The following is a 21,299-nucleotide window of genomic DNA, read 5'->3' as shown; positions in this document are numbered from 1 at the left end:
CATTAAACGCAAAGTTCGCAAAGCTATATTTATAAAGCTTTGCGAACTTTGCGTTTATATAAAACCTTACGAATAAAAAACCTTTGCGTGCTTTGCGGTTAAAATAATTAGCCAATACAAAATATTTTATGTTTCTCCACAGCTTTTTGTGTTGATCTTTTAAAATGGGAGTGTTTGGAGATTAATTTACTTTAGATAAAATAATCTTAAAATGATAAATATCAGAAAACAGAAGCGATCTTATATCGTATTTTTGCACTTCACATTATAGCATAAAACATGGCAACTCTTAAAGATATTTCGAACCTCGAGGATATAAAAATAATGGTCAATTCTTTTTATAACAACATTAGAAAGGATGATCTTCTTGGTCCAATTTTCAATGATAAACTACAAGATCGTTGGCCTGTGCATTTAGAAAAAATGTATGGTTTTTGGCAAACTATCTTGTTTGATGTCCGTGCTTATTCCGGAAGTCCTTTTCCTCCGCACAAACAATTGCCGGTAGATAAAACTCATTTTGATCGTTGGATCGAAATTTTTAATACTACGATTGATACTCAATTTTCAGGACCAATTACAGACGAAGCAAAAATGCGCGCGACAAATATGGCTTTTATGTTCAATCATAAAATTGAATATTTTAGAAACGCTGATAATCATTAACCAGAAAAAAATTGTCGGATATTTCTCTATATAGTTTTGGATTGCAAATTTTTAAATAGTTAAATTTGACCAAACCAATATTCGAAATATGCTAAAAGCTATACTTACTTTTCTTTTTTCTCTTTTTATTTTTAATGGCGCTCAGGCACAAACAGTTAAATCTATTTTATACAAAGGAACTATTGACGGAAAAACCGCTGTAACTTTCTATATAAAAGCAGAAAATCATCCTTGTAATGGTGATCTTATGTATACTTCAATGTATCGTTATGATAAATCCGGCAATTGGATTCAGTTGGATGTTACTCAAAATAAAAAGAATGAACACGAATTTGTATTTGTCGAACAAGGATTTACCGGTGTTATGATTTTAAAGAAAGATGACGCCACTCTTAACGGTTTGTGGATAAGTCCGGATAGTAAAAAGCAACTGAAAACGGAGCTGAAGAAAGTCCCCATGACAGCAAAAGACATTCAATTCTATGAAGATAAAATGGAGAAAGTAAATTATGAAAATAATGATTGCTAAAGCTCTGCTTCTATCGCTATAATTAAAAGTTCTTTTGAAAACTAAAGTCCTAGCCCTGATAGAAGCGGTATCCTTTTTCTGGCTTCTTTAGACAGAAAAAGATACAAGTGGATAGCAGGAAACAGCTCCTGAAAACCAAAATAACGACAAGCAAATACCTAACGAAACTGCAATAAAAAATCATTTCGAACAAAAAAATTGTGATGAATAGCAAAAAATAGCGGTCTAAATTCGTAATTTTACATTCTTAATCTACAACGTTTTCGAAATGAATGCAAGTATTGAAACAAACCCATTATTAGAGCGATTGCCTAAACATTTAAAGCAATTTATTAAACCGCAGGATTATAGCGATTATACGCCAATAAATCAGGCCGTTTGGCGCTACGTAATGCGTAAAAATGTAGATTATTTATCAAAAGTTGCTCATAGTTCGTATTTGGAAGGTTTACGCAAAACCGGAATCGAAGTTGATTCTATTCCAAGTATGTACGGAATGAACAGAATCCTGACCGAAATTGGCTGGGCTGCTGTTGCCGTTGACGGATTTATTCCGCCAAATGCTTTTATGGAATTTCAGGCTTATAATGTGCTTGTTATTGCTTCGGATATTCGTCAATTAGAACATATCGAATACACGCCTGCACCGGATATTATTCACGAAGGTGCCGGTCACGCTCCTATTATTGCGAATCCTGAATATGCTGAATATTTGCGTCGTTTTGGCGAAATAGGCTGTAAAGCGATTTCATCACACAAAGATTATCAGATGTATGAGGCGATTCGATTGCTTTCGATTTTGAAAGAAGCCGAAGATACGCCGCAAGAAAAAATAGACGAAGCTGAAAAAGCGGTTGCCGATTTGCAGAATAATATGGGCGAATTGTCTGAAATGGCTCAGATTCGAAATCTGCATTGGTGGACTGTTGAATATGGTTTAATAGGAACTGTTGAAAATCCAAAAATATATGGCGCAGGATTACTTTCTTCGATAGGCGAAAGTGCTTGGTGTATGACGGATAATGTAAAGAAAATCCCTTATGATATCTCGGCTGCGAATCAAAATTTTGATATTACGCAGTTACAACCTCAGCTTTATGTAACGCCAAATTTTTCTTATTTGAGTTTAATTTTAGAGGAGTTTGCTAATAAAATGGCTTTACGAACCGGAGGACTTTCGGGAATTCAGAAACTGATTCATTCGAATGCTTTAGGAACTATTGAATTGAGTACAGGTTTGCAAGTTTCGGGCGTTTTTACTAATGTTCTGGAAGATGAAGGAAAACCTGTTTACATTCAAACTACAGGAAAAACCGCTTTATCATATCGCGAAAAAGAATTGGTTGGACACGGAACTTTAACGCATCCGCATGGATTTGGAAGTCCGATTGGGAAACTAAAAGGCTTTAATTTAGCAATCGAAGACATGAGTCCAAAGGATTTGCAAGCGTATTCTATTGTTGAAAACGAAACCGTAAAACTAGAATTTGAAGGTAATATTATTGTTGAAGGTGAAATTATTACAGGATCAAGAAACTTACACGGAGAAATTATTCTGATTAGTTTTAGAAATTGTACTGTTACTCACGGCGAAACGATTTTGTTTCAGCCTGATTGGGGAAATTATGATATGGCAATTGGTAAAAAAGTGGTTTCTGCTTTTTCCGGTCCAGCCGATGTGAATAGTTTTGATCTTATAAATACTGTTCCAAAAACGACTACGATTAAAGCAAAACATACAGATGAACGCGATGATCTTGAAGTTCTTTATCAAACGGTTCGCTTGATGAGAGAAAATAAAGATTCGAAATCTGAATTAAAACCTGTCTTTACTAAACTGAAAGAAAATCATGCTAATGATTGGTTGCTTTCTGTTGAAATTGCTGAACTTTTGAAGAATTCAAATGAAGATCAGCTTTTGCAAGAAGTCTTAGTTCATCTTGATCAATTGAAAGTTAAGCGTCCAGAAGTTGCACATTTAATTGCTGGCGGATTGGATTTGATTTTTGATAAAGAAGCGGTTTAGTATATTGCACGCAGATTTTACGGATTTAAGCTGATATACGCGCGGATTTTTTTTAATCTCGCAAAGGCGCTAAGTTTTTATCTCATTTTATGTCATTTCGAGGAACGAGAAATCTCCGCGAGAAACTCTACAAAGATTTAATTCTTGTCGCGGAGTTACTTGCGGAGATTTCTCCTTCGTCGAAATGACAAGATTGTAAAAATATCTAAATTTCTTAAAAGATATTCACGGAGTTCTGTTAAACTTCTTCTCTTTTTATTTTACAATAAAATAATCCAACATATATTAAAATTGCAATTAATGATACTATCGAAAAATAATAAATATGGTTCATTACATATTTATTATTAAAGATTTCATATTCAGAAAATTTATCTCTAACCGGTAAAAATTGAGTTGTCTTTACAAATATTGCAAACGCATTTAATATTACAAGTAAAATCAAAAAGACCTTCGCTATTACTCTGGAATACTTCAGATTAAGAATCAAAAATATCGGAATTAATACAGAAAGAAGGCTAAAAATGATAAAATAGCCCAATTGAAGTGTTCTAAATTCGGCATAAGCTTCATTTGATTCTAGAAAAATCCTTTTGAATAATAACTGCGGAAAAATAAGATCAAAATAAGGTCTGACAAAAACATTCCCATTACCTAAAACTCCCCAAGTGCCCCAACCTCGGATTATTTGATAAACTGAATTAATAAGATTAATAACTGCTAATAAAAGCCAAAAATATCCTATTCGTTTTTGTAAAGTTATTGTCATTAATTGTGTTGTATTTATATTGAAATTCTTTTTTATGCAGATTTTTTAATCTCGTGAAGACGCTAATTTACAAAGTGATTACCTCATTTCGACGGAGGAGAAATGACAAGATTGCGAAAACCTTTGAACCTTTGCCACTATGAACCTTTGAACCTTCCTCAAAACTTACAACTTCAAATCCTGATTCAGCTCTTTCTCTGATTCAATGGTTTTTCCGTTGTATTGTAATTTCCAACCCATTGAATTGGTTAGGATTAGAATTTTAGACAATTCACTTATTAATCGGTTTTGGGCATTTGTTTTTAAAGTAGAAGCTTCGATTTTCTTGGCTAGATTTGCTTTTACAGATTTGTTGATTTTATTGTAATCGTCTCCCGTAAACGGATTCAGTTTGCTTTGTTCAACATCATAAAACTGAATATCAGGATTGATCGTGATTTCTTCTTTTGGAATATTAAGAATTGTGATTGTTTTATTCTTTTCGTCGATATCGTATTTCATTTTATGCAAATCGTAAGCTACCGTAACATTTGCATTGACTACAACAAGTGCTTTCTTCTCAAAAGAAACCATGTCCATCAAATATTTCTGCTGATTTTTATACGTGATTACTTCTGAAAAATGTCCTTCGGTGACAACCAATTTACCAACATTCAGGATTTGTTGCTGAATCAAATTGGTGTTATAATCGATGGTAGAATCATCTTCTTTTTTGAACTGACAATATTTGAAAGCCAAAACGATCAAAAGTATCGCCGAACCTAAAACTATTATTCTTTTTATTAAATTTTGCATTCCATTATTTTATTAGACCAATTTACTTCTTTTTTTAGTTTTTTCCGCCACGAATTTCACGAATTTACACTAATTGTATTGGCTATAAAATAAGATTACACGAATTCTTAATTTGTGTAATTGATTATTATGCGCAAAGTATGTATTAGTGTAAATTCGTGAAATTCGTGGCGGAAAAAAATCGTGACAAACTTTCTCTAAAATGGATATCCAATTGCGATATTCAATATCAGATTGTCTTTTCGCCATGGACCGCTTCCGAAATCAATATCTTTGATTACCCATCTTTCGCCTTCAGGCAAATATGGTTTTCTAAGCGGAAATGCTAAATCGGTTCGTAAAACCAGGAAAGACAAATCAAAACGTAAACCTGCTCCCGCTCCAACAGCAATATCTTTCATGAAATCTTTAGTGATTTCTCCGCCTGGTTTATCCGGATCAGCATTTAAAAGCCAAACATTTCCTGCATCAATAAATAAAGCTCCACGAACAATGCTAAAAAGTTTTGCTCTGTATTCTGTACTAAATTCCAGTTTTAAATCTCCTGATTGATCCGGTAAATAATCATTCGTAGTTTTAGTATTCAAATAACTTCCCGGTCCCAAAGATCTTGCTCTAAAGGCGCGAATACTATTGGTTCCTCCCACGACAAATTGTTTGGATGTTGGCAAAGCACTTGAATTTCCATACGGAAGTCCGGCACCAACAATAATTCGGCTAGCCAATTCGCTTTCTTTTCCGAGTTTTAAATAATGTCTGAAATCGGCTCTCATTTTTACATATTGGCTAAACGGAACATCAAAAATACTTTTCTGATTCCCATTTTTAACATTTGCTCCGCTTACTAATCCCGTAATGTTTCCTGCCAAATCTAAATCTCCACTAAAATAGAACGTATTCTTTTTACGTTTCTGCATTGTGTTGGTATATGTATACGTATACGTTGGACCAAAAATCAATTGCTTTTCAATTACTTTTCCTAACGATGCATCTTCGTCAATATCTGCCAAATACTCTTCGGTAACATGATTTGGACTCACATAAGTAACATCAATAACATTCAATTGATGTTCTTTTCGAATATTCTCTTTCCATTGATATCCAAAAGATGTTTTAAAAGAATTTAAAGCATACAATTGCGTTCTGTTTTGGTACTCATATCGCACTGTCGCTTTGGTTCGCGGCACATATTCGCTATTACCTTCAACATGAAAAAACGGAACGATAAATCTTGGCCACGTCAAACTGGTTTCTGTTCCTAGTTTATAGATATTTTTCCCGTTATTATCTCCCGAAAGCTGAAAATCGGCACCGCCAAAAACAGAAACCGTAAGCAATTCTGCACCTCTAAATAAGTTTCTATTATTCCAGTTTACATTTATTTCTGTTCCGGTATAACTGGCCGAATTTGTTTTTCCTAAAACCTCAACTCTAATAAATTTCTTTGGCAAAAGCGTTAGATAATAATACGAATCCAGCGTATTTGGCAAACTATCCGAAGGTTTAAACTCGTTTTTTACAAAGCTGAAAGTTCCCAGATTCACAAAACGATTCAGTGTTAAATTATGGTCTTTTCTATTGTATAAATCTCCTTTTTTGAAATAAATTGCTCTGTCAAAAACTCTCGGTTTAAAAGTATTTGCAGTGTCTATAATCGTAAAATCTTTGTACTGAACAACATCTTCCGGTTTGTATTTAACGCTATCTTTTGAAATAGCGAAATTCGGGTAAACAATAATTTTATTAATCTTATAAGATGTTAGCGCTTTTGGCGGCGTATCTGCTTTTATTACCAGCCTAATTTTCACTTCATGATCGCCTTTACTACTATCAACCTGCGCTAAAATATAATCCGGATTAAAATAATAATATCCCTTTTCTTTAAGCCTTGCATCTATACGTTCACGTTCGGCTTTTATAACATCCAAATCATAAGGCTTACCTACTTTTAATAAACTTCTTCGACTCGATCTTGCTATTAATCTTGACATTGCTAATGAATCATCCGGAAAAGTCACACTTTTTATGATATACCTTTTTTTGGGTTCAACCGTATATTCTGCGGTTACTCTTTTGTTGCTCACAGTAGAATCTGCACTAACGCGAGTTTTAAAATAACCGCGATTTTCAGTGAAATTCCGAAGAACTGAAGCGTTGTAATCCAAGTCGACTTTACTAAAAAGAACTGGCGGTTCACCAACTTTATTTCGCAGCCAATATCGAATTCCTTTATCTTTTTTAGGCTGTCCTGCAATATTATAAATCCATAATTTAGGACGTAATCCCAAGAATTGTTTGTTAGGTTTTGGACGCAACAAACCTTCAAGTTCCGTTTCCAGTTCTTTGCGTTCTTTCTTTTTTATAATTGTGTCTTTTACGATCACAGAACCTCCTGTATACAACAATTCTCCGTCAGGCAAATATTTTGTATTGCTGCATCCAAAAACAAAAAATAAGGATAGCGCAATAAAATATCTGATGTATGTTGTTTTTATATTGCTATGTTTTTTGCTCATTTCCTTCAATTTGATTTTCTTCTTTTTCCTTATCTTCCTTCTCTTTCTTTTTTGCTTTTTCTATCTTTTTTGCTTTTTCCTTGCGTATTTTCTCTTCTTTTATCATTTCTCTTTCGGCCGCTGTACGATGAAAAAGCTCTCTGAATTTATTGTAACTCATTGTGATAATAAACGCAACTCCAGTTTCAATAACCTGCCCTTCTACCGCAACCTGATATTCATTTTTTCGATAAGCACGAACCATATATCGTCCGTCTTTTGTAAGCTGATAATCAAGCGCTACGTCTCCTGCAATATTCGTACTTTGTTCGTTGGCGCGCTCTTGTCCTTCAACAGCAAAACTGCTTCCTACGGTAACTTTTAATCGATCATCAAGGAGTTTTTTAGAAACACCAACATTCAAATCTGTTCTGTTTTCTCTGCTTCCTGACGTATAATCATCTGTCGATTCCAAGTCAAATTCTAACTGAACTCCGGTAATTAATTCTCCCGCCAAATCATTTAATTGCTGCGAAAGTATTTTGCTCACACTTTGTCTTGCCAAAGATTCTGCACTTGTTCCGCCGCTTTCACTCGCAAACGGATTTTCTCCAATAAATCTGTTCAGTAATAAAAGTGCAAAAACCTGTTTGTTTAATTCAGCTGGTTCTTGTCTTAATTGTTGCAGTTTCGTTTGTGTAAGCGACACAACATCTGTAGAAACATCATAATTTCCATCCGGAAGAACAATATCAAAAGTGATTTCAGGCTTCAAAAGTTCTCCGTTCATTTTCAATAAAGTCTGAAATGGAATTTTCTGTTTGTACGTATTTCTAACTGTCGGATTATCCGTTGGCAATTGATTTCCAAGTAAATCGATTGGCGCTGCATCGACTTTATAAATCGCTGTAATATTCAAAGTTGCCATTGTTGGCTCACCATTCCAGGTAATCGAACTTCCTTTTTGAATATTAAATTTTCGTCGGATCATGTTGAAATTCATCTCATATGCACCATCAGAAAACTCATATTTACCCGTTAAAGTTGTTTTTCCCGAAGGATCAATTCCACCAATAAGTTCTGCTTCCCCTTTTAGATTCAAATAATCACCATTTCCTTTATCAATAACCAAAGTCAATTCTGCCTCTTTATCGATAGAAATAGCAACGCTTACATCCATACCAATTAACTGCGATTGATTTAGTTTTTGCTGCATCGCCGCAGTTTGTTTCAAATACTGATTATCTTCATCTACAAACTCTACAATTCCTTCACGATCAGCAATTGACGGATCTGATTGTGGTAAAACAACGGTGAATTTTGTGTCTTTATTTATTTTGATATTTCCGCCAATAATCGGATTTGCAAGCGTTCCTTTTATATTTAATTTGCTATCCAGAATCAAATCTCCATAAAACAAATCATTGTCTTTTTCTTTAGAATGTATTGCTCTAAAATCGTCTGCAACAACGGTTAAACCAAAATCAAAATTGGTATAATCTGCTGATTTAATAGTTCCGTTTATCGTTAATTCGTTATCGTTTTCATCTTTGAAAGTAAAACTGTCAAATGTAATTACATCGTTTTGAAGTGTAATTTTCTCATCTTCCGTTTTAAAATACGAATTGAATTTAGTGACTCTGAAACCTGTGTTTTTAAAATCTAATTCTCCGTTTACTTTTGGTGCAGAAGCGTTTCCGGTGATTTTAAAATTTCCGGTCAAAAACCCTGTTCCTTCCGTAAGATTTCCCATGCTGAAACCCTGAATACTTTTGATATTCAATTTGTTTAAATCTAAATTAAAATCCAGATTTCCATCGTCGATTTTATAGTTTCCTGTTAGGTTTACATCATTTCCTTCTCCGCTTAGCGTAACATTTGCCGCCAATAAATTATCGGTTTTATTATCGACTTTTACGACAATATCTCCAACAGGTTCTCCTTTAAAAGCAAATTGATCAATCTTAATATCTGATGTAAAAGTTGGTTTCGTCATTACATTTTCAACCACAGCATTTCCATTAATCAAACCTTGCATTAATAGTTGATCTTTTTTGACGATGTTCATAATCGTCTCAATTTTGAAGTTTACAAAATCAACTCTAAGCGGCGCATTATCTTGATTTCCTTGCGATTGAATTCTAAGTTCGTTTCCTGAATTTTCTAAGAAAAATTTATTGATATAAAGTCGTTTTCCTCCAAATTCAATTGCATTTTCAGGATCAACATTCCATTTATCATAATTCAGAACAAAGTTTTCTGCATCAATTTTGAAGATGTTTTTAGAATCTTCTGCTTTAAAATTTCCTGCAATAAAATATTGTTGTTTGTCTTTTGCATCTTTCACTTCAAGTGCATAAGTCAAAAGATTATTCTCTACTTTTCCGGATAAACTCGTAAACGGAATTTTCAAAGAACCGCTTTCAATTGTTGCCACAGAAATTCCGTATTCTAAAGCATTTTCTTTGGCTTCGATATTTATTTTTCCGTCAGAAATAGTGTTATCTGCATATACAATTCTTGGAATCGTTCCTTTTATTTCTAAAGAATCTGCGACATTATTGTACTTTCCTGTAATATTAATTGGTTCTAAACCTGTCAATTTCGGAACTAGTTTAAAAAGTATCGGATCATTATCAATCTTTAATGTAAATGCCAAACGTTGTTCGTCTGATTCTCCATTTACTTTCGGATTTTTTAAATCAATATATTTCGAAAGTGACTTTTTTATTGCTGCTGTTAATGTCGTTAGTTTATATTTTCCATCAACTTCTGCTTTTAAAAATTGAGATGAAATTTTGATATTATTTCGATTATTATCTGCGAAAGCAATTATTCGCATAGAATCCAAAACAATTGGTTCCGCTTCCTGCAAAATCTGAATATTCGAAAGAAATACTTTTCCGTTCAGAAAATCCGGATTACTATTCGCAATATCCGCATCAACATTTCCGCGCAATTTCATTGGTCCGGCGTGAAGATTCAGCTTTTCTAAATCTGCAATATCAAGGTTTAATTTTAATTTTATTGAAGGATACTTTTCTTGTGTATTTCCGCTTGCAACCAAGTCAAAATTTAAGTTTGGATCTTTCATTCCTGATTTTACATCGAATGAACCGTTTGCGATATTACCTTTTAAAGCCAAATCTTTATAGGTATATTTATTGAAAACCGCTTTCTGAACCAAACCGTCAAATTGTGCCTGAGCCGTTTTTGGATCTAGACCTTTACCTTTTACTTTCGCTTTAAGCGTAATTTTTCCAATCGAATCATTTTTGATTAATCGTCCTAAATCAAAATCCAATAAATAAACTGTCGCGTCGTATTTCTCTTTTTTCTTGATACGCTGATCAAATAAAGCATCGATTTTTGCATTTCCAAAACTGCTGTTTAAAGCCAAATTGGTTTTGAAATTCTGAACTGAACCTTTAAATTTTCCTTTTAAATTAAGTTGAGAAGGCAATTGAATATTCTTCGGAATTGTTCCCGTTGGTACAAACGAATAAATGTCTTTTGAAGTACTTGAAAGTTTTTTAATATCTAAATCATAATACGCTTTTTGTGCATCCGGCAAGCCTTTTATTTTCCCCGAAAGGGCAACTTTTGTAGTTCCAATTCCGCTCATTTCAAATTGCGGAATCGTCAAATCTTTAATTTTTCCGCTCAAGCGTGTATTTAAATATAGAATTGCATTGGGATTGCTCTTAAACGGATTTGTTTTTTGTAAATCTGGAACAAAAAGCAAAATGTCTTTAAATCCAATTTTTGATTGTTTTAGATTTGCATCTAAAGTAAGATTTCCTAAATCTTTAGAAATCGATGCAATCGAAGAATACGAAACTTTGGCTTTATCCTGAAGTAATGTTTGTGGTGTTTTTAAATACAAATCATTCAGGTACGCATTTTTAGGTCCGTAAAAGAAATCTGTTTTTAAAGACTGAATTTGTAATCCGCTTTTATCATTTACCGTTAATGTTTTTATATTTCCTGAAATAGTATCATTCCCGTAATATAATTTCTCTGCTTTAAAATTGAATTTATCCAAATCCATATGACTATAATCAATTCCTTTTGAAACTGGTTTCGATTGCATATCATCAAATTTGAAAGCTATATTTTCTAAATTAACATCGGCCAATTTCACTTTCCAACCTGCTTGTTTTATTGCTGTTGTGTCTAAATTTGGCGCTTGAATTTGTTTGTCTTTTGCTCCTAAACGTAAATTCCCTGTTAGATTTTTTAATTCGAAAGAATCAAAATCCAAAAGCTGATTATTCAAGTCTATTTTATTTACTGACAAATCCAAATTGCCCAGTTTTATTCCGGAATCTAACTTGGAATCTTTATTATCATAAGCAATATCAATTTTTGACAAACTGATTTTGCCTAATTTTAAATTGAAGTCGGTTCTTTTCGAAATTGTATCAACGGTTTTCACCGAAACTTCGGCAATTTTTTCTACAACATCTTGATTCAAAACTACTTTTAGTCCGTTTAAATCAATATTCGGAATATCAAAATTCATCTTATCCAAATCGAATTCTTTGAACTTCGTATCAAAATGTGTAAGGTTTACTTTGATATCATTTTTAGAAAAATCGTCTTTGAAATTGAACTTTACATTGTCAAGATTAACTTTTACAACTGATATTTTGAATGGTTTACTATCTGGATCTTCAACTTTTGGTTCTTTTGATTCGAAAGCTTTTATGATATAATCGAAGTTGAAAACACCATTTTTATTTCTGAAAATATTGGCTTTGACATTTTCCAACGAAACCGAATTAATTTCTAATTCGCTGCTTACCAGTTTAAACAAATCGACATCGAGTTGTAAACGTTTACCTGCCAGTAAAGTATCTTTTTTTTGATCTTCGAAATAGAAACCTTCGAGAACTACATCTTTAGGAAATTCTATCGAAATATGATCTAAGGAAACTTTGGTTTTGATTTTTCCTTGCAAATAAGTAATCGCTTTGTCCTTTACATAATTTTGAATGGATGGAACCTGAATTAAGATAATCAGAAGCAATAAAAGTGCAATAACAGAAGCCACGCACCAAAGAAGTACACGTAGTGTTTTTTTAAGAAAATGAATTGGTTTCTTATTCATACGTCAATAAAACACGTTAGATTAAAGTTGCGTTATTATAAAGCTGTATTTCTACAGTTTACAAAATTGAAAAAATTAAACTTTAACAATTTACACAATTACACGCAATTATTCTAAAATTTCAGGTACAAATAATTATTTTCTTACTTTTTGTTTTACTAAGAAGACGCGAAAGTTCGAAGGAAAAATTTTTAAGCTTAGCTTAATCGCTTTGTAAAAAATCTCGCAAAGACGAAAAGACGCAAAGTTTAAACACAATATTGTCATTTCGACGAAGGAGAAATCTCCGAGACAAGCTCGACAAAGATTGGATTCTCGTTGCGGAGTTACTTGCGAAGATTTCTCCTTCGTCGAAATGACAAAACCTTTGCGACTTCGCGTCTTTGCGAGAATAATTTTATCCTATAAAAGCTTAACTTAATGACATTGGGCTAAAACCAACGGTTATTTATTTTAAAATTTAATATGCGACCATTTCTCTTCTATAACTTTAATTTTTTGCTGAAGTTTAGCTAAGAATTTCTGATGTTGTTCTGATTCCGGATTGAAGCTTCGATGACGCAGACTTTTTTGAATTTCTTCGACTTCCTGCATTGTTGAAGTACTGTTTTCAGAAATATAGTTTTCACTGAATTTATGCCAGATATAATCTATTGCAACTTGATTTGGATGCAACATATCTTCGGTATAAAAACGATAATCACGAAGTTCATCCATCATAATTTCGTAAGACGGGAAATAGTTATGAATTGTGAATTGTGAATTATGAGTTTTTAAAACTTGATGAAGTCCTGCAAACAAATGTGATTTGCTTAATTGATTTTCTGCAAAACCGTCTTTTATATGTCGGACTGGAGAAACGGTAAAAATGAAATTGACATTCGGATTTAAAACCTGAATCAAATCGATTGTATTCTGAATGCTTTTCTGAATTACTTCAACTGATAATAACTCTTTTGTAAATTGTTTTTGAGGAACTTTATGGCAATTGGCAACAATTTGATCGCTTTCGATATTTCTATAAATCCAGGAAGTTCCAAAGGTTATAATAATATGTGAAGCTTCTTTTAGTTGCTTATTGGTTTCTGTAATCGCTTTATTTAAGGTTTCGAGTAATTCTTCCCGATCAGAATTACTTAAATCCGAATGAACTTCATAACTGTGCCAGCGTTCGTTATAAAAGAAAACATCTTTCTCTGTATATAAATCCTCTTTAATGATTCGGCTAATAATTTTCTCGATCGAAACCGGATTAAAAATAATCCCAAACGGATTTGTGGTATTTTGAAACTTAAAATAGTCAAATTTCTCCGCCATATTTTCGGCAAAGCAAGAACCAAACGACACTACTTTTGAGTTATAATCAATAGGATTATTGGCTTTCGAAATTGGTATTTGGGTTCTGAATTGCATGTCGTTTATTTTAAACACGAATTTCACCAATTTTCACCAATAAAAAAACCAAACACAGAAAGTATTTGGTTTTTGATATAATTTCGAATTTCGATTCCTTAATAAGTATATTCTATTTCGTATTCTATTGATTTTCCTCCACCATCAAATGAAGTATGTTTTATTGGATATCCTTTATCATTGTATGTAAAAGTTGTCAAAAAAACAAATGAATTAGGATAGTCAGATCTACTTACAGTAGTTTTTATAACATTGTTTTTGCCCAATTCACTAATTTCATTTAGCAGTAAGTTATAGCCTAAAATATTTTTAAGTGGATTATTCTTTTTATCATATTCATAAACTCTTGTTGTTATCACTGAATTAACTTTTTGCAGTTCTTTTACAAGATTACCAACCTCATAAGTCAATGTTCCTTCGCCTAATTTAATTTCTACTTTTGGATCCCCGTCAACTAAATAGTCTATGTATGAAATTAGATTATTAGATGTATGAGTGTAAACTGTTTTTTGAGTATAATTACCTTCCGGATATTCTGCACTTATATTTGTTCTATAAGTTCTAGTCTTTAATTTCCCATTTTCATAAGTATATAAAACTTCTCTACTTTTGCTTTGATTTGCTTGTTGATCTATCCTAAACTGCTCTTGTTTTATTATTAAATCACCGTCGTAGGTAAATAATGTTTTCGAATCTTCGTCAATAACACTTACAATTTTATTTCCATTGTAAGCAATCGTGTTTTTACTATTTGTCCCTAAATCAGCTGAAGGATAAGTATAAGAAATTATTTTAGGTAAGATCGATTTATCTTCTGAAGAATTATTATCATCATTTGAACATGATGTTAGCAATAAAGTTAAAGCGCTAAAAAGCAATAAAAGGTTTTTCATTTTTTGTAGTATTTATTTTCGGTTAGCAAATATAATTGAAATTGTTTCGAATAATAAAATTCAGAATTTAACCTCCAAAACAACTTATAAAAATCAGACTATTTTTAAATCAAAAAATCCCCAACATCAATATTAATTGATAATTGGGGATTGTATCATTACTAAAAAGAGAATTAATAAGTAACCTCTATTTTATAAGAATCTGTAGCGTCTCCAACAAATGCTTCTGTTAAGAAATTGCTTTTATTGTATTTATTTGTAGTCGCAACTGTTGCAGTTTGAACAAGTTTTCCTTCAGCATTATAAGTTTCTGTAACGCTTTTTACGTTATTATTCGCTGAATAAAAATCAAATTCCAAATGATTATCCAAGTCTAATAAAAGTTTCAAACCTGTTACATTAACAAATGGGCTTTTCTTGTCATCAAATGTACTTGTAATTTTTTCTCTTTCTCCATCGATAAATTCTGAAGAAATCATATTACCGTTTGCAAAAGTATAAAGTGTAGTAGTGTCAAACTTAGTTTCTACTTTGTCTTCTATTTGAGATTGATTTGCATTAACTGTTCCGTTTGCATTATAAACGAAAGTCAATTTTTGTTGAGGACTGCTACCAAAAGCTTTAGTTGTAATTTTTGATATTAGTTTTCCGTTTTCATAAGCATAAACATCTGTAGATTGTAATTCACTTGAATAATACAATTCAACTTTTGTGATAAGATCTCCTGTATAAGTAAACACAGATCTTGAAGCATCAGAAACTTTAATTTCTTTTATCTTATTTCCGTCATAAGTAGCAGTATAAGTAAGACTTCCAGATTTTCCGTTTTCAACACTTGTTTCAACAATTTTTGTTGGTAATAATGTAGCAGATCCAGCGTCTGAAGAAGAATCATCACTTGAACAAGAAGTTAATACTAATGCTAAAGCACTAAAAAGGCATAAAATTTTTTTCATTTTGTTTTGTTAAATTTGTTATTGGTGCAAACGTAGTACAACCCAAAACCAAAACCTTACGGGATTCCTCAGCAAGACTTAGATTATAATCCCAAGCACTTCTTAATATATTAATGGTAAACAATATAGATAAGTAATTATACTGTAAAAAAAAATAATCGAAAGCAAAAAAACACCTAAATGATTAGCTTTTTTCTTATTTTTTATTACTCCAATTTTAAAAAATATAGTTCCTAAAAAAAATAAAACATTCAAAACTTCAAAAAACAGACTGATAACTTCATCTGTAAAAAAATTTACATTTTTAATAACTAAAAGCCCCTTTATAGCGTCAAACTATTCACTACTTTTGCATCTGCAATAAATTTAAACTCACACATGAAATTACTATATTCTTATATAATCAAACACAAAATGCTTTTGTTTTTTGCGTTGATTATGGCCTCTATCAACATTTGTTTCAGCTTATCAGACTCTGTAATTACCGGTAAATTAATGCAGGATTGCGGTGTTGGTTTGCATAAATATGCTGGAAACGAAATGGGTTTTATAAAATCTCTATCATTCTGGTTGGGTCTTTCGCTTGGTGCTGCGATGATTTCCAGAATTACCAAAAACTTTCAGGATTACTTTACCAATGTCGTTATTCAGCGAACTGGTGCACAAATGTATACTGACGGAATTAAAAAATCACTTGATTTACCTTTTGCTGAATTTGAAGATCAGCGTAGCGGTGAAACTTTAAGCAAACTGACTAAAGTACGTTCTGATTCTGAAAAGTTAATTACGCTTTCGATTTCTTTAATTTTTCAAACTATTATCGGATTCATATTCGTGATCGTTTATGTTGCGCGTATTGATTATCGTATTTCGATTATCTTTTTGATTACGGCTCCAATTATTGCTTTGATTAGTTCATATTTGGGAAAAAAGATAAAAATCGTTTCTCGAAAAATTGTCAATCAAACGAATGCTTTGGCGGGTTCTACAACCGAAAGTTTAAGAAATATCGAGCTTGTAAAAAGTCTTGGATTAACGTATCAGGAAGAAAAACGTCTGAATCTAAATACGTTTAAAATTCTACAGCTTGAATTGGAGAAAATCCGTTTTATCAGAAGTTTGAGTTTTATTCAGGGAACTACCGTTCACTTTTTAAGAACTTGTGTCGTTTTTACGTTGTACTATTTCTTGTTTGGAAATAAAATTATCGTTGGTGATTTACTAACAATGGTATTCTTTACTTTCTTTATTTTTGGACCTCTGCAAGAATTAGGAAATTTCATTATTGCTTTGAATGAAACCAAAGTTTCAATGGAAAACTTTAAAACTTTATTAAGCGCTCCAAAAGAATTTCGTCCTAAAAATCCAAAACATGTTGGAGCGATTCAGTCTTTGCTTTTTAATAATGTAAGTTTTCAACATAAAACTGCAAAATTCAAAGCTGTAGAAAATATTAATTTCGACATTAAACAAGGTGAAACCGTTGCTTTTGTTGGTCCGTCCGGTTCCGGAAAAACAACTTTGGTGAAATTATTAGTTGGTTTATACACGCCTGCCGAAGGAAAGGTTCTTTATAATAAAATCGATTCTACCGAAATTGATTTGCTTGATTTAAGAAAACAATTAGGTTTTGTAACTCAGGATGCGCAATTATTCTCCGGAACAATCCGCGAGAATTTATTGTTCGTAAAACCAAATGCAACCGATGAAGATTTATATGATGCTTTAAAAAGAGCAAGTTGTGAAAAATTATTACAACGTGCCGAAGATGGTTTAAACACTACAATTGGTGAAGGCGGAATTAAAGTTTCGGGTGGAGAAAAACAACGTTTATCGATTGCACGTGCGATTCTAAGAAATCCTAATTTATTGATTTTTGATGAAGCTACTTCCGCATTAGATTCTATTACCGAAGAAGAGATTAATGCTACAATTAGAAATATATCCGATCAAAACAGAATCACCGTTTTAATCGCCCATAGATTATCAACGGTAATGCACGCCGATAAAATATTTGTATTAGAACAAGGGAAAATTATCGAGCAAGGTAAACACGATGATTTAATTGCTGAGAAAGGTTTGTATTACGCAATGTGGCGTCAGCAAATTGGTGAGCGCAAGTAAGTTTTTCTTAGCTTCTAAGGTACTGAGTCGCTAAGTTAACTTTGTCTAAATAATTAATCTCGCAAAGACGCAGAGTCGCAAAGTATTTTTATGCTTTGCGACTTTGTTTTTTTTTTATCAATAAGTTTTATCTCGATTTAATAAAAAGAAAAAAATCGCGCAAAGACGCAAAGTCGCAAAGTTTTTGATTTTGATTTTGTACCTTTTTATAATGTTTTTTAATATTGGTCTAATCTAAAGATTATTAACAATTCTTGTAATACCAAATTTAATCAAAGGCACATTAAAATTTATCAGCAATCCTAATTTCATTTTTGTGATTTTTAAGTATGTCATAACTTGCTTTGCATGAACTTCTGTTATTTTTTCAATTGATTTAATTTCTAAAATCAATTTGTTCTCAATTATTAAATCACTTCTGAAACCAATATCGAGTTTAATTTCATCCCAAACAACTGGAAGAGTTTTTTGTCTTTCGACAAATAATCCTTTTTTACTTAATTCGTAATATAAAATTGCTTCATAAACCGACTCTAATAAACCGGGACCAAGTTTTACATGCATTTTGTAACAGATATCAACTACGATAGCTGAAATTTCATTTTCATTCATACTTAAAAAATTAAGTATAAACTTACAAAATTTAATTCGATAAAATAAAAAAAGTCGCAAAGCTTTTAAAAACTTTGCGACTCTGCGTTTTTGCGCGAAAAATAAAAAATAACTTTTGTAAAAGTTATATGCCGTTATTTTACAAAATCAACAGCGTGAGCCAAAGCTTCAGCAATTCCTGCAGCATTTTTTCCTTTTCCGGATGCGAAGAAAGGTTGTCCTCCTCCATTTCCATCAATAAATTTTCCTAATTCTTTGATAACTGCATTTGCGTTTAAGCTTTTGCTTGTTACCAATTCTTTAGAGATATAGCAGTGAATATTTGGTAAACCATCTTCTACAGAAGCTAAAAATACAAAAGAATCTGCTTTTGAACTTCCTAAAGCCGAAGCTAATTCTTTCGTCGAAGCCATGCTTAAATCTACTTGTTTTGCAAGGAAATTTACTCCGTTTACTTCCTGGAAATCTTTCTCTAATTCTGATTTTAAAGCGCCTACTTTTTCTTTAAGTAATTGCTCGATTTGTTTTTTCAATTTAGCATTATCATCTTGTAAAGAAGCCACTGATTTTAAAATATCTTGTGGATTTTTTAATGTTTCTTTTATTTCAGATAAAGTATTTTCTTGATTTTTATAGAAATCTTTTACTGCATCACCTGTAATCGCTTCAATACGACGAATTCCAGCCGCTACTGCACCTTCAGAAATGATTTTGAAATGCCAGATTTCTGCTGTGTTTTTTACGTGAATTCCACCGCAAAGTTCTTTACTTTCACCAAATTCAATCATTCGAACATTATCTCCGTATTTCTCTCCAAATAAAGCCATTGCACCTTTATCTAATGCTTCTTTAATCGGAATATTTCTGTGTTCTACTAATTGCAATTGTGCTTCAATTTGTGCATTTACACTTGCTTCAACCTGACGTAATTCATCATCTGAAACTTTAGAAAAATGCGAAAAGTCAAAACGCAAATAGTTCGGATTTACCAATGAACCTTTTTGCTCTACGTGAGTTCCAAGAAGGTTTCTCAAAGCCAAATGCATTAAGTGCGTAGCCGAGTGATTTTTAGAAGTTGAACCTCTTAAATCAGCATTTACTTTTGCAATAAAACCAGCTTCAATATTTTCCGGCAATTGTTTTGCGAAATGCAAAATCAAATTATTCTCTTTCTTAGTATCAATGATTTCGATAGTTTCATTTGCCGAAACTAAAGTTCCTTTATCTCCAACTTGTCCTCCTCCTTCTGGATAAAATGGTGTATTATCTAAAACGATTTGGTATAAGATTCCGTCTTTCTTAGAATCAACTTTACGGATTCTTGTAATTTTCACTTCGTTTTCTACTTGATCGTAACCAACGAAAGTTTCTACATTTCCAGGAATCAAAACTGTCCAATCTTCTGTTGAAACTTCTGACGCTGCACGGGAACGATTTTTTTGTTCCTGCATTGATGCGTCAAATTCTGCTTCGTTAAAAGACATTCCTTTTTCTTTCAAGATCAAAGCCGTCAAATCTTTCGGGAATCCAAAAGTATCGTATAATTCGAATGCTTTTGCTCCAGAAACTTCTTCACCTTTAGTTTGTGCAATCACATTATCTAACAATTGTAATCCCTGATCAAGAGTTCTTAAGAAAGAAGCTTCTTCTTCGCGAATTACATTCGTAACTAATTGTTGTTGCGATTTGATTTCCGGGAAAAATTCTCCCATTTGATTTGCCAAAACTTCTACCAATTTATTGATAAAAGGTTCTTTGGTATCTAAGAAAGTAAATCCGTAACGAATTGCACGACGCAAAATTCTACGAATTACATAACCAGCTCCAGTGTTTGACGGTAATTGTCCGTCGGCAATTGCAAACGCAACCGCACGAACGTGATCTACCACAACACGAATTGCTATATTCGTTTTATTTTGTTCTTCTGAGATGTTTTTAATTTCATCAGAAGTATATTTTAATCCTGTAATTTGTTCTACTTTTTCGATAAGCGGAGTGAAAACATCAGTATCATAATTTGATGTTTTTCCTTGCAAAGCCATACACAAACGCTCAAATCCCATTCCGGTATCTACGTGTTGTGCAGGAAGTTTTTCTAGAGATCCATCAGCTTTACGGTTGAATTCCATGAATACATTATTCCAGATTTCAACAACTTGCGGATGATCATTGTTTACCAAACTTTTACCAGAAACTAATGCTTTTTCTTCTTCTGAACGTAAATCAACGTGAATTTCAGAACAAGGTCCGCATGGTCCTTGGTCACCCATTTCCCAGAAATTATCTTTTTTGTTTCCAAGGATAATTCGGTCTTCATCGATTAATGTTTTCCAAATATCCCAAGCTTCCTGATCAAACGGAACATTATCTTCTTTGCTTCCTTCAAAAACAGAAACATAAAGATTCTCTTTCGGGATTTTATAAACTTCTGTCAAAAGCTGCCAAGCCCAGTTGATTGCTTCTTTTTTGAAATAATCTCCAAAAGACCAGTTCCCCAACATTTCGAACATTGTATGGTGATAAGTATCAAAACCAACATCCTCAAGATCATTATGTTTACCAGAAACACGAAGACATTTTTGCGTATCGGCTATTCTTTTGCTTTTTGGTGTTCCGTTTCCTAAAAAATATTCTTTGAACTGGGCCATTCCCGAGTTATTGAACATAAGTGTTGGATCATCCTTAAGAACGATAGGAGCTGAAGGAACAATTAAGTGCCCGTTGCTTTTAAAAAAGTCTAGAAATTGTTTACGTACGTCTTGTGATTTCATGTTTATTAATGAGATAATTTGAAAATGTGTCAATTAGATAATTCATCAATCTGAAAATGTGATCATTAGAAAAATTCAATTAAAAACTTAAAATTTAAAACAATAAATTTCGTTTTTAATGCATTATCTAATTATCA

Annotated in this window: 13 protein-coding genes; 4 read left to right on the top strand and 9 right to left on the bottom strand. The window is 32.4% G+C overall.

Translation table 11 applies throughout. The features are described 5' to 3' along the window. The first annotated feature begins 279 nt into the window (after positions 1-279). The 3 genes from WN975_RS24800 (at position 280) to WN975_RS24790 (ending at position 3,221) form a co-directional block, all read left to right on the top strand. Positions 280-666 carry a group III truncated hemoglobin gene (locus WN975_RS24800; RefSeq protein ID WP_337968816.1) on the top strand — a complete coding sequence of 129 codons (387 nt, stop codon included), beginning with the start codon at positions 280-282 and terminating at the stop codon, positions 664-666. 88 nt (positions 667-754) lie between these two features. Then, positions 755-1,195 carry a hypothetical protein gene (locus WN975_RS24795; RefSeq protein WP_337968815.1) on the top strand — a complete coding sequence of 147 codons (441 nt, stop codon included), beginning with the start codon at positions 755-757 and terminating at the stop codon, positions 1,193-1,195. A 268-nt stretch (positions 1,196-1,463) separates the two neighbouring features. Next, complete coding sequence (locus tag WN975_RS24790; protein WP_337968814.1) at positions 1,464-3,221, top strand: aromatic amino acid hydroxylase; 1,758 nt, start codon at positions 1,464-1,466, stop codon at positions 3,219-3,221. Between the two features lie 238 nt (positions 3,222-3,459). On the opposite strand, the gene WN975_RS24785 is transcribed toward WN975_RS24790, so the two are convergent. The 7 genes from WN975_RS24785 to WN975_RS24755 form a co-directional block, all read right to left on the bottom strand. Further along, complete coding sequence (locus tag WN975_RS24785) at positions 3,460-3,990, bottom strand: hypothetical protein (protein ID WP_337968813.1); 531 nt, start codon at positions 3,988-3,990, stop codon at positions 3,460-3,462. 165 nt (positions 3,991-4,155) lie between these two features. Further along, a complete protein-coding gene (locus WN975_RS24780) occupies positions 4,156-4,785 on the bottom strand; it encodes a DUF4230 domain-containing protein (protein ID WP_099711101.1) in 630 nt (209 codons plus the stop codon). Positions 4,786-4,982: 197 nt separating this feature from the next. Then, on the bottom strand, positions 4,983-7,301 hold the full coding sequence (locus WN975_RS24775; protein ID WP_337968812.1) for a BamA/TamA family outer membrane protein: 2,319 nt from the start codon (positions 7,299-7,301) through the stop codon (positions 4,983-4,985). After that, positions 7,285-12,393: a translocation/assembly module TamB domain-containing protein gene (locus tag WN975_RS24770; protein ID WP_337968811.1), complete on the bottom strand. Its 5,109-nt coding sequence runs from the start codon at positions 12,391-12,393 to the stop codon at positions 7,285-7,287. Before WN975_RS24770 ends, WN975_RS24775 begins: the two co-directional genes overlap by 17 nt. Positions 12,394-12,846: 453 nt before the next feature. Then, positions 12,847-13,806: a GSCFA domain-containing protein gene (locus WN975_RS24765; RefSeq protein ID WP_337968810.1), complete on the bottom strand. Its 960-nt coding sequence runs from the start codon at positions 13,804-13,806 to the stop codon at positions 12,847-12,849. Between the two features lie 98 nt (positions 13,807-13,904). Beyond that, on the bottom strand, positions 13,905-14,699 hold the full coding sequence (locus WN975_RS24760; RefSeq protein WP_337968809.1) for a hypothetical protein: 795 nt from the start codon (positions 14,697-14,699) through the stop codon (positions 13,905-13,907). Between the two features lie 173 nt (positions 14,700-14,872). Continuing rightward, positions 14,873-15,655, bottom strand: coding sequence for a hypothetical protein (locus WN975_RS24755; protein ID WP_337968808.1), 783 nt, complete (start codon positions 15,653-15,655; stop codon positions 14,873-14,875). 378 nt (positions 15,656-16,033) lie between these two features. Here WN975_RS24755 and WN975_RS24750 point away from each other — a divergent pair, with 378 nt between their 5' ends. Then, positions 16,034-17,779 carry an ABC transporter ATP-binding protein gene (locus tag WN975_RS24750; RefSeq protein WP_337968807.1) on the top strand — a complete coding sequence of 582 codons (1,746 nt, stop codon included), beginning with the start codon at positions 16,034-16,036 and terminating at the stop codon, positions 17,777-17,779. Positions 17,780-18,013: 234 nt separating this feature from the next. Here the strand turns inward: WN975_RS24750 and WN975_RS24745 are convergent, their stop codons facing one another. Next, positions 18,014-18,391, bottom strand: coding sequence for a GxxExxY protein (locus WN975_RS24745; RefSeq protein WP_337968806.1), 378 nt, complete (start codon positions 18,389-18,391; stop codon positions 18,014-18,016). Positions 18,392-18,525: 134 nt separating this feature from the next. After that, entirely contained in the window at positions 18,526-21,162 is a 2,637-nt protein-coding gene (gene alaS, locus WN975_RS24740) for an alanine--tRNA ligase (RefSeq protein ID WP_337968805.1), read from the bottom strand. Between the last annotated feature and the right edge of the window lie 137 nt (positions 21,163-21,299).

Source organism: uncultured Flavobacterium sp. (assembly GCF_951805225.1).
Taxonomy (GTDB): domain Bacteria; phylum Bacteroidota; class Bacteroidia; order Flavobacteriales; family Flavobacteriaceae; genus Flavobacterium.
This window is presented reverse-complemented; position numbering and strand designations above follow the sequence as displayed.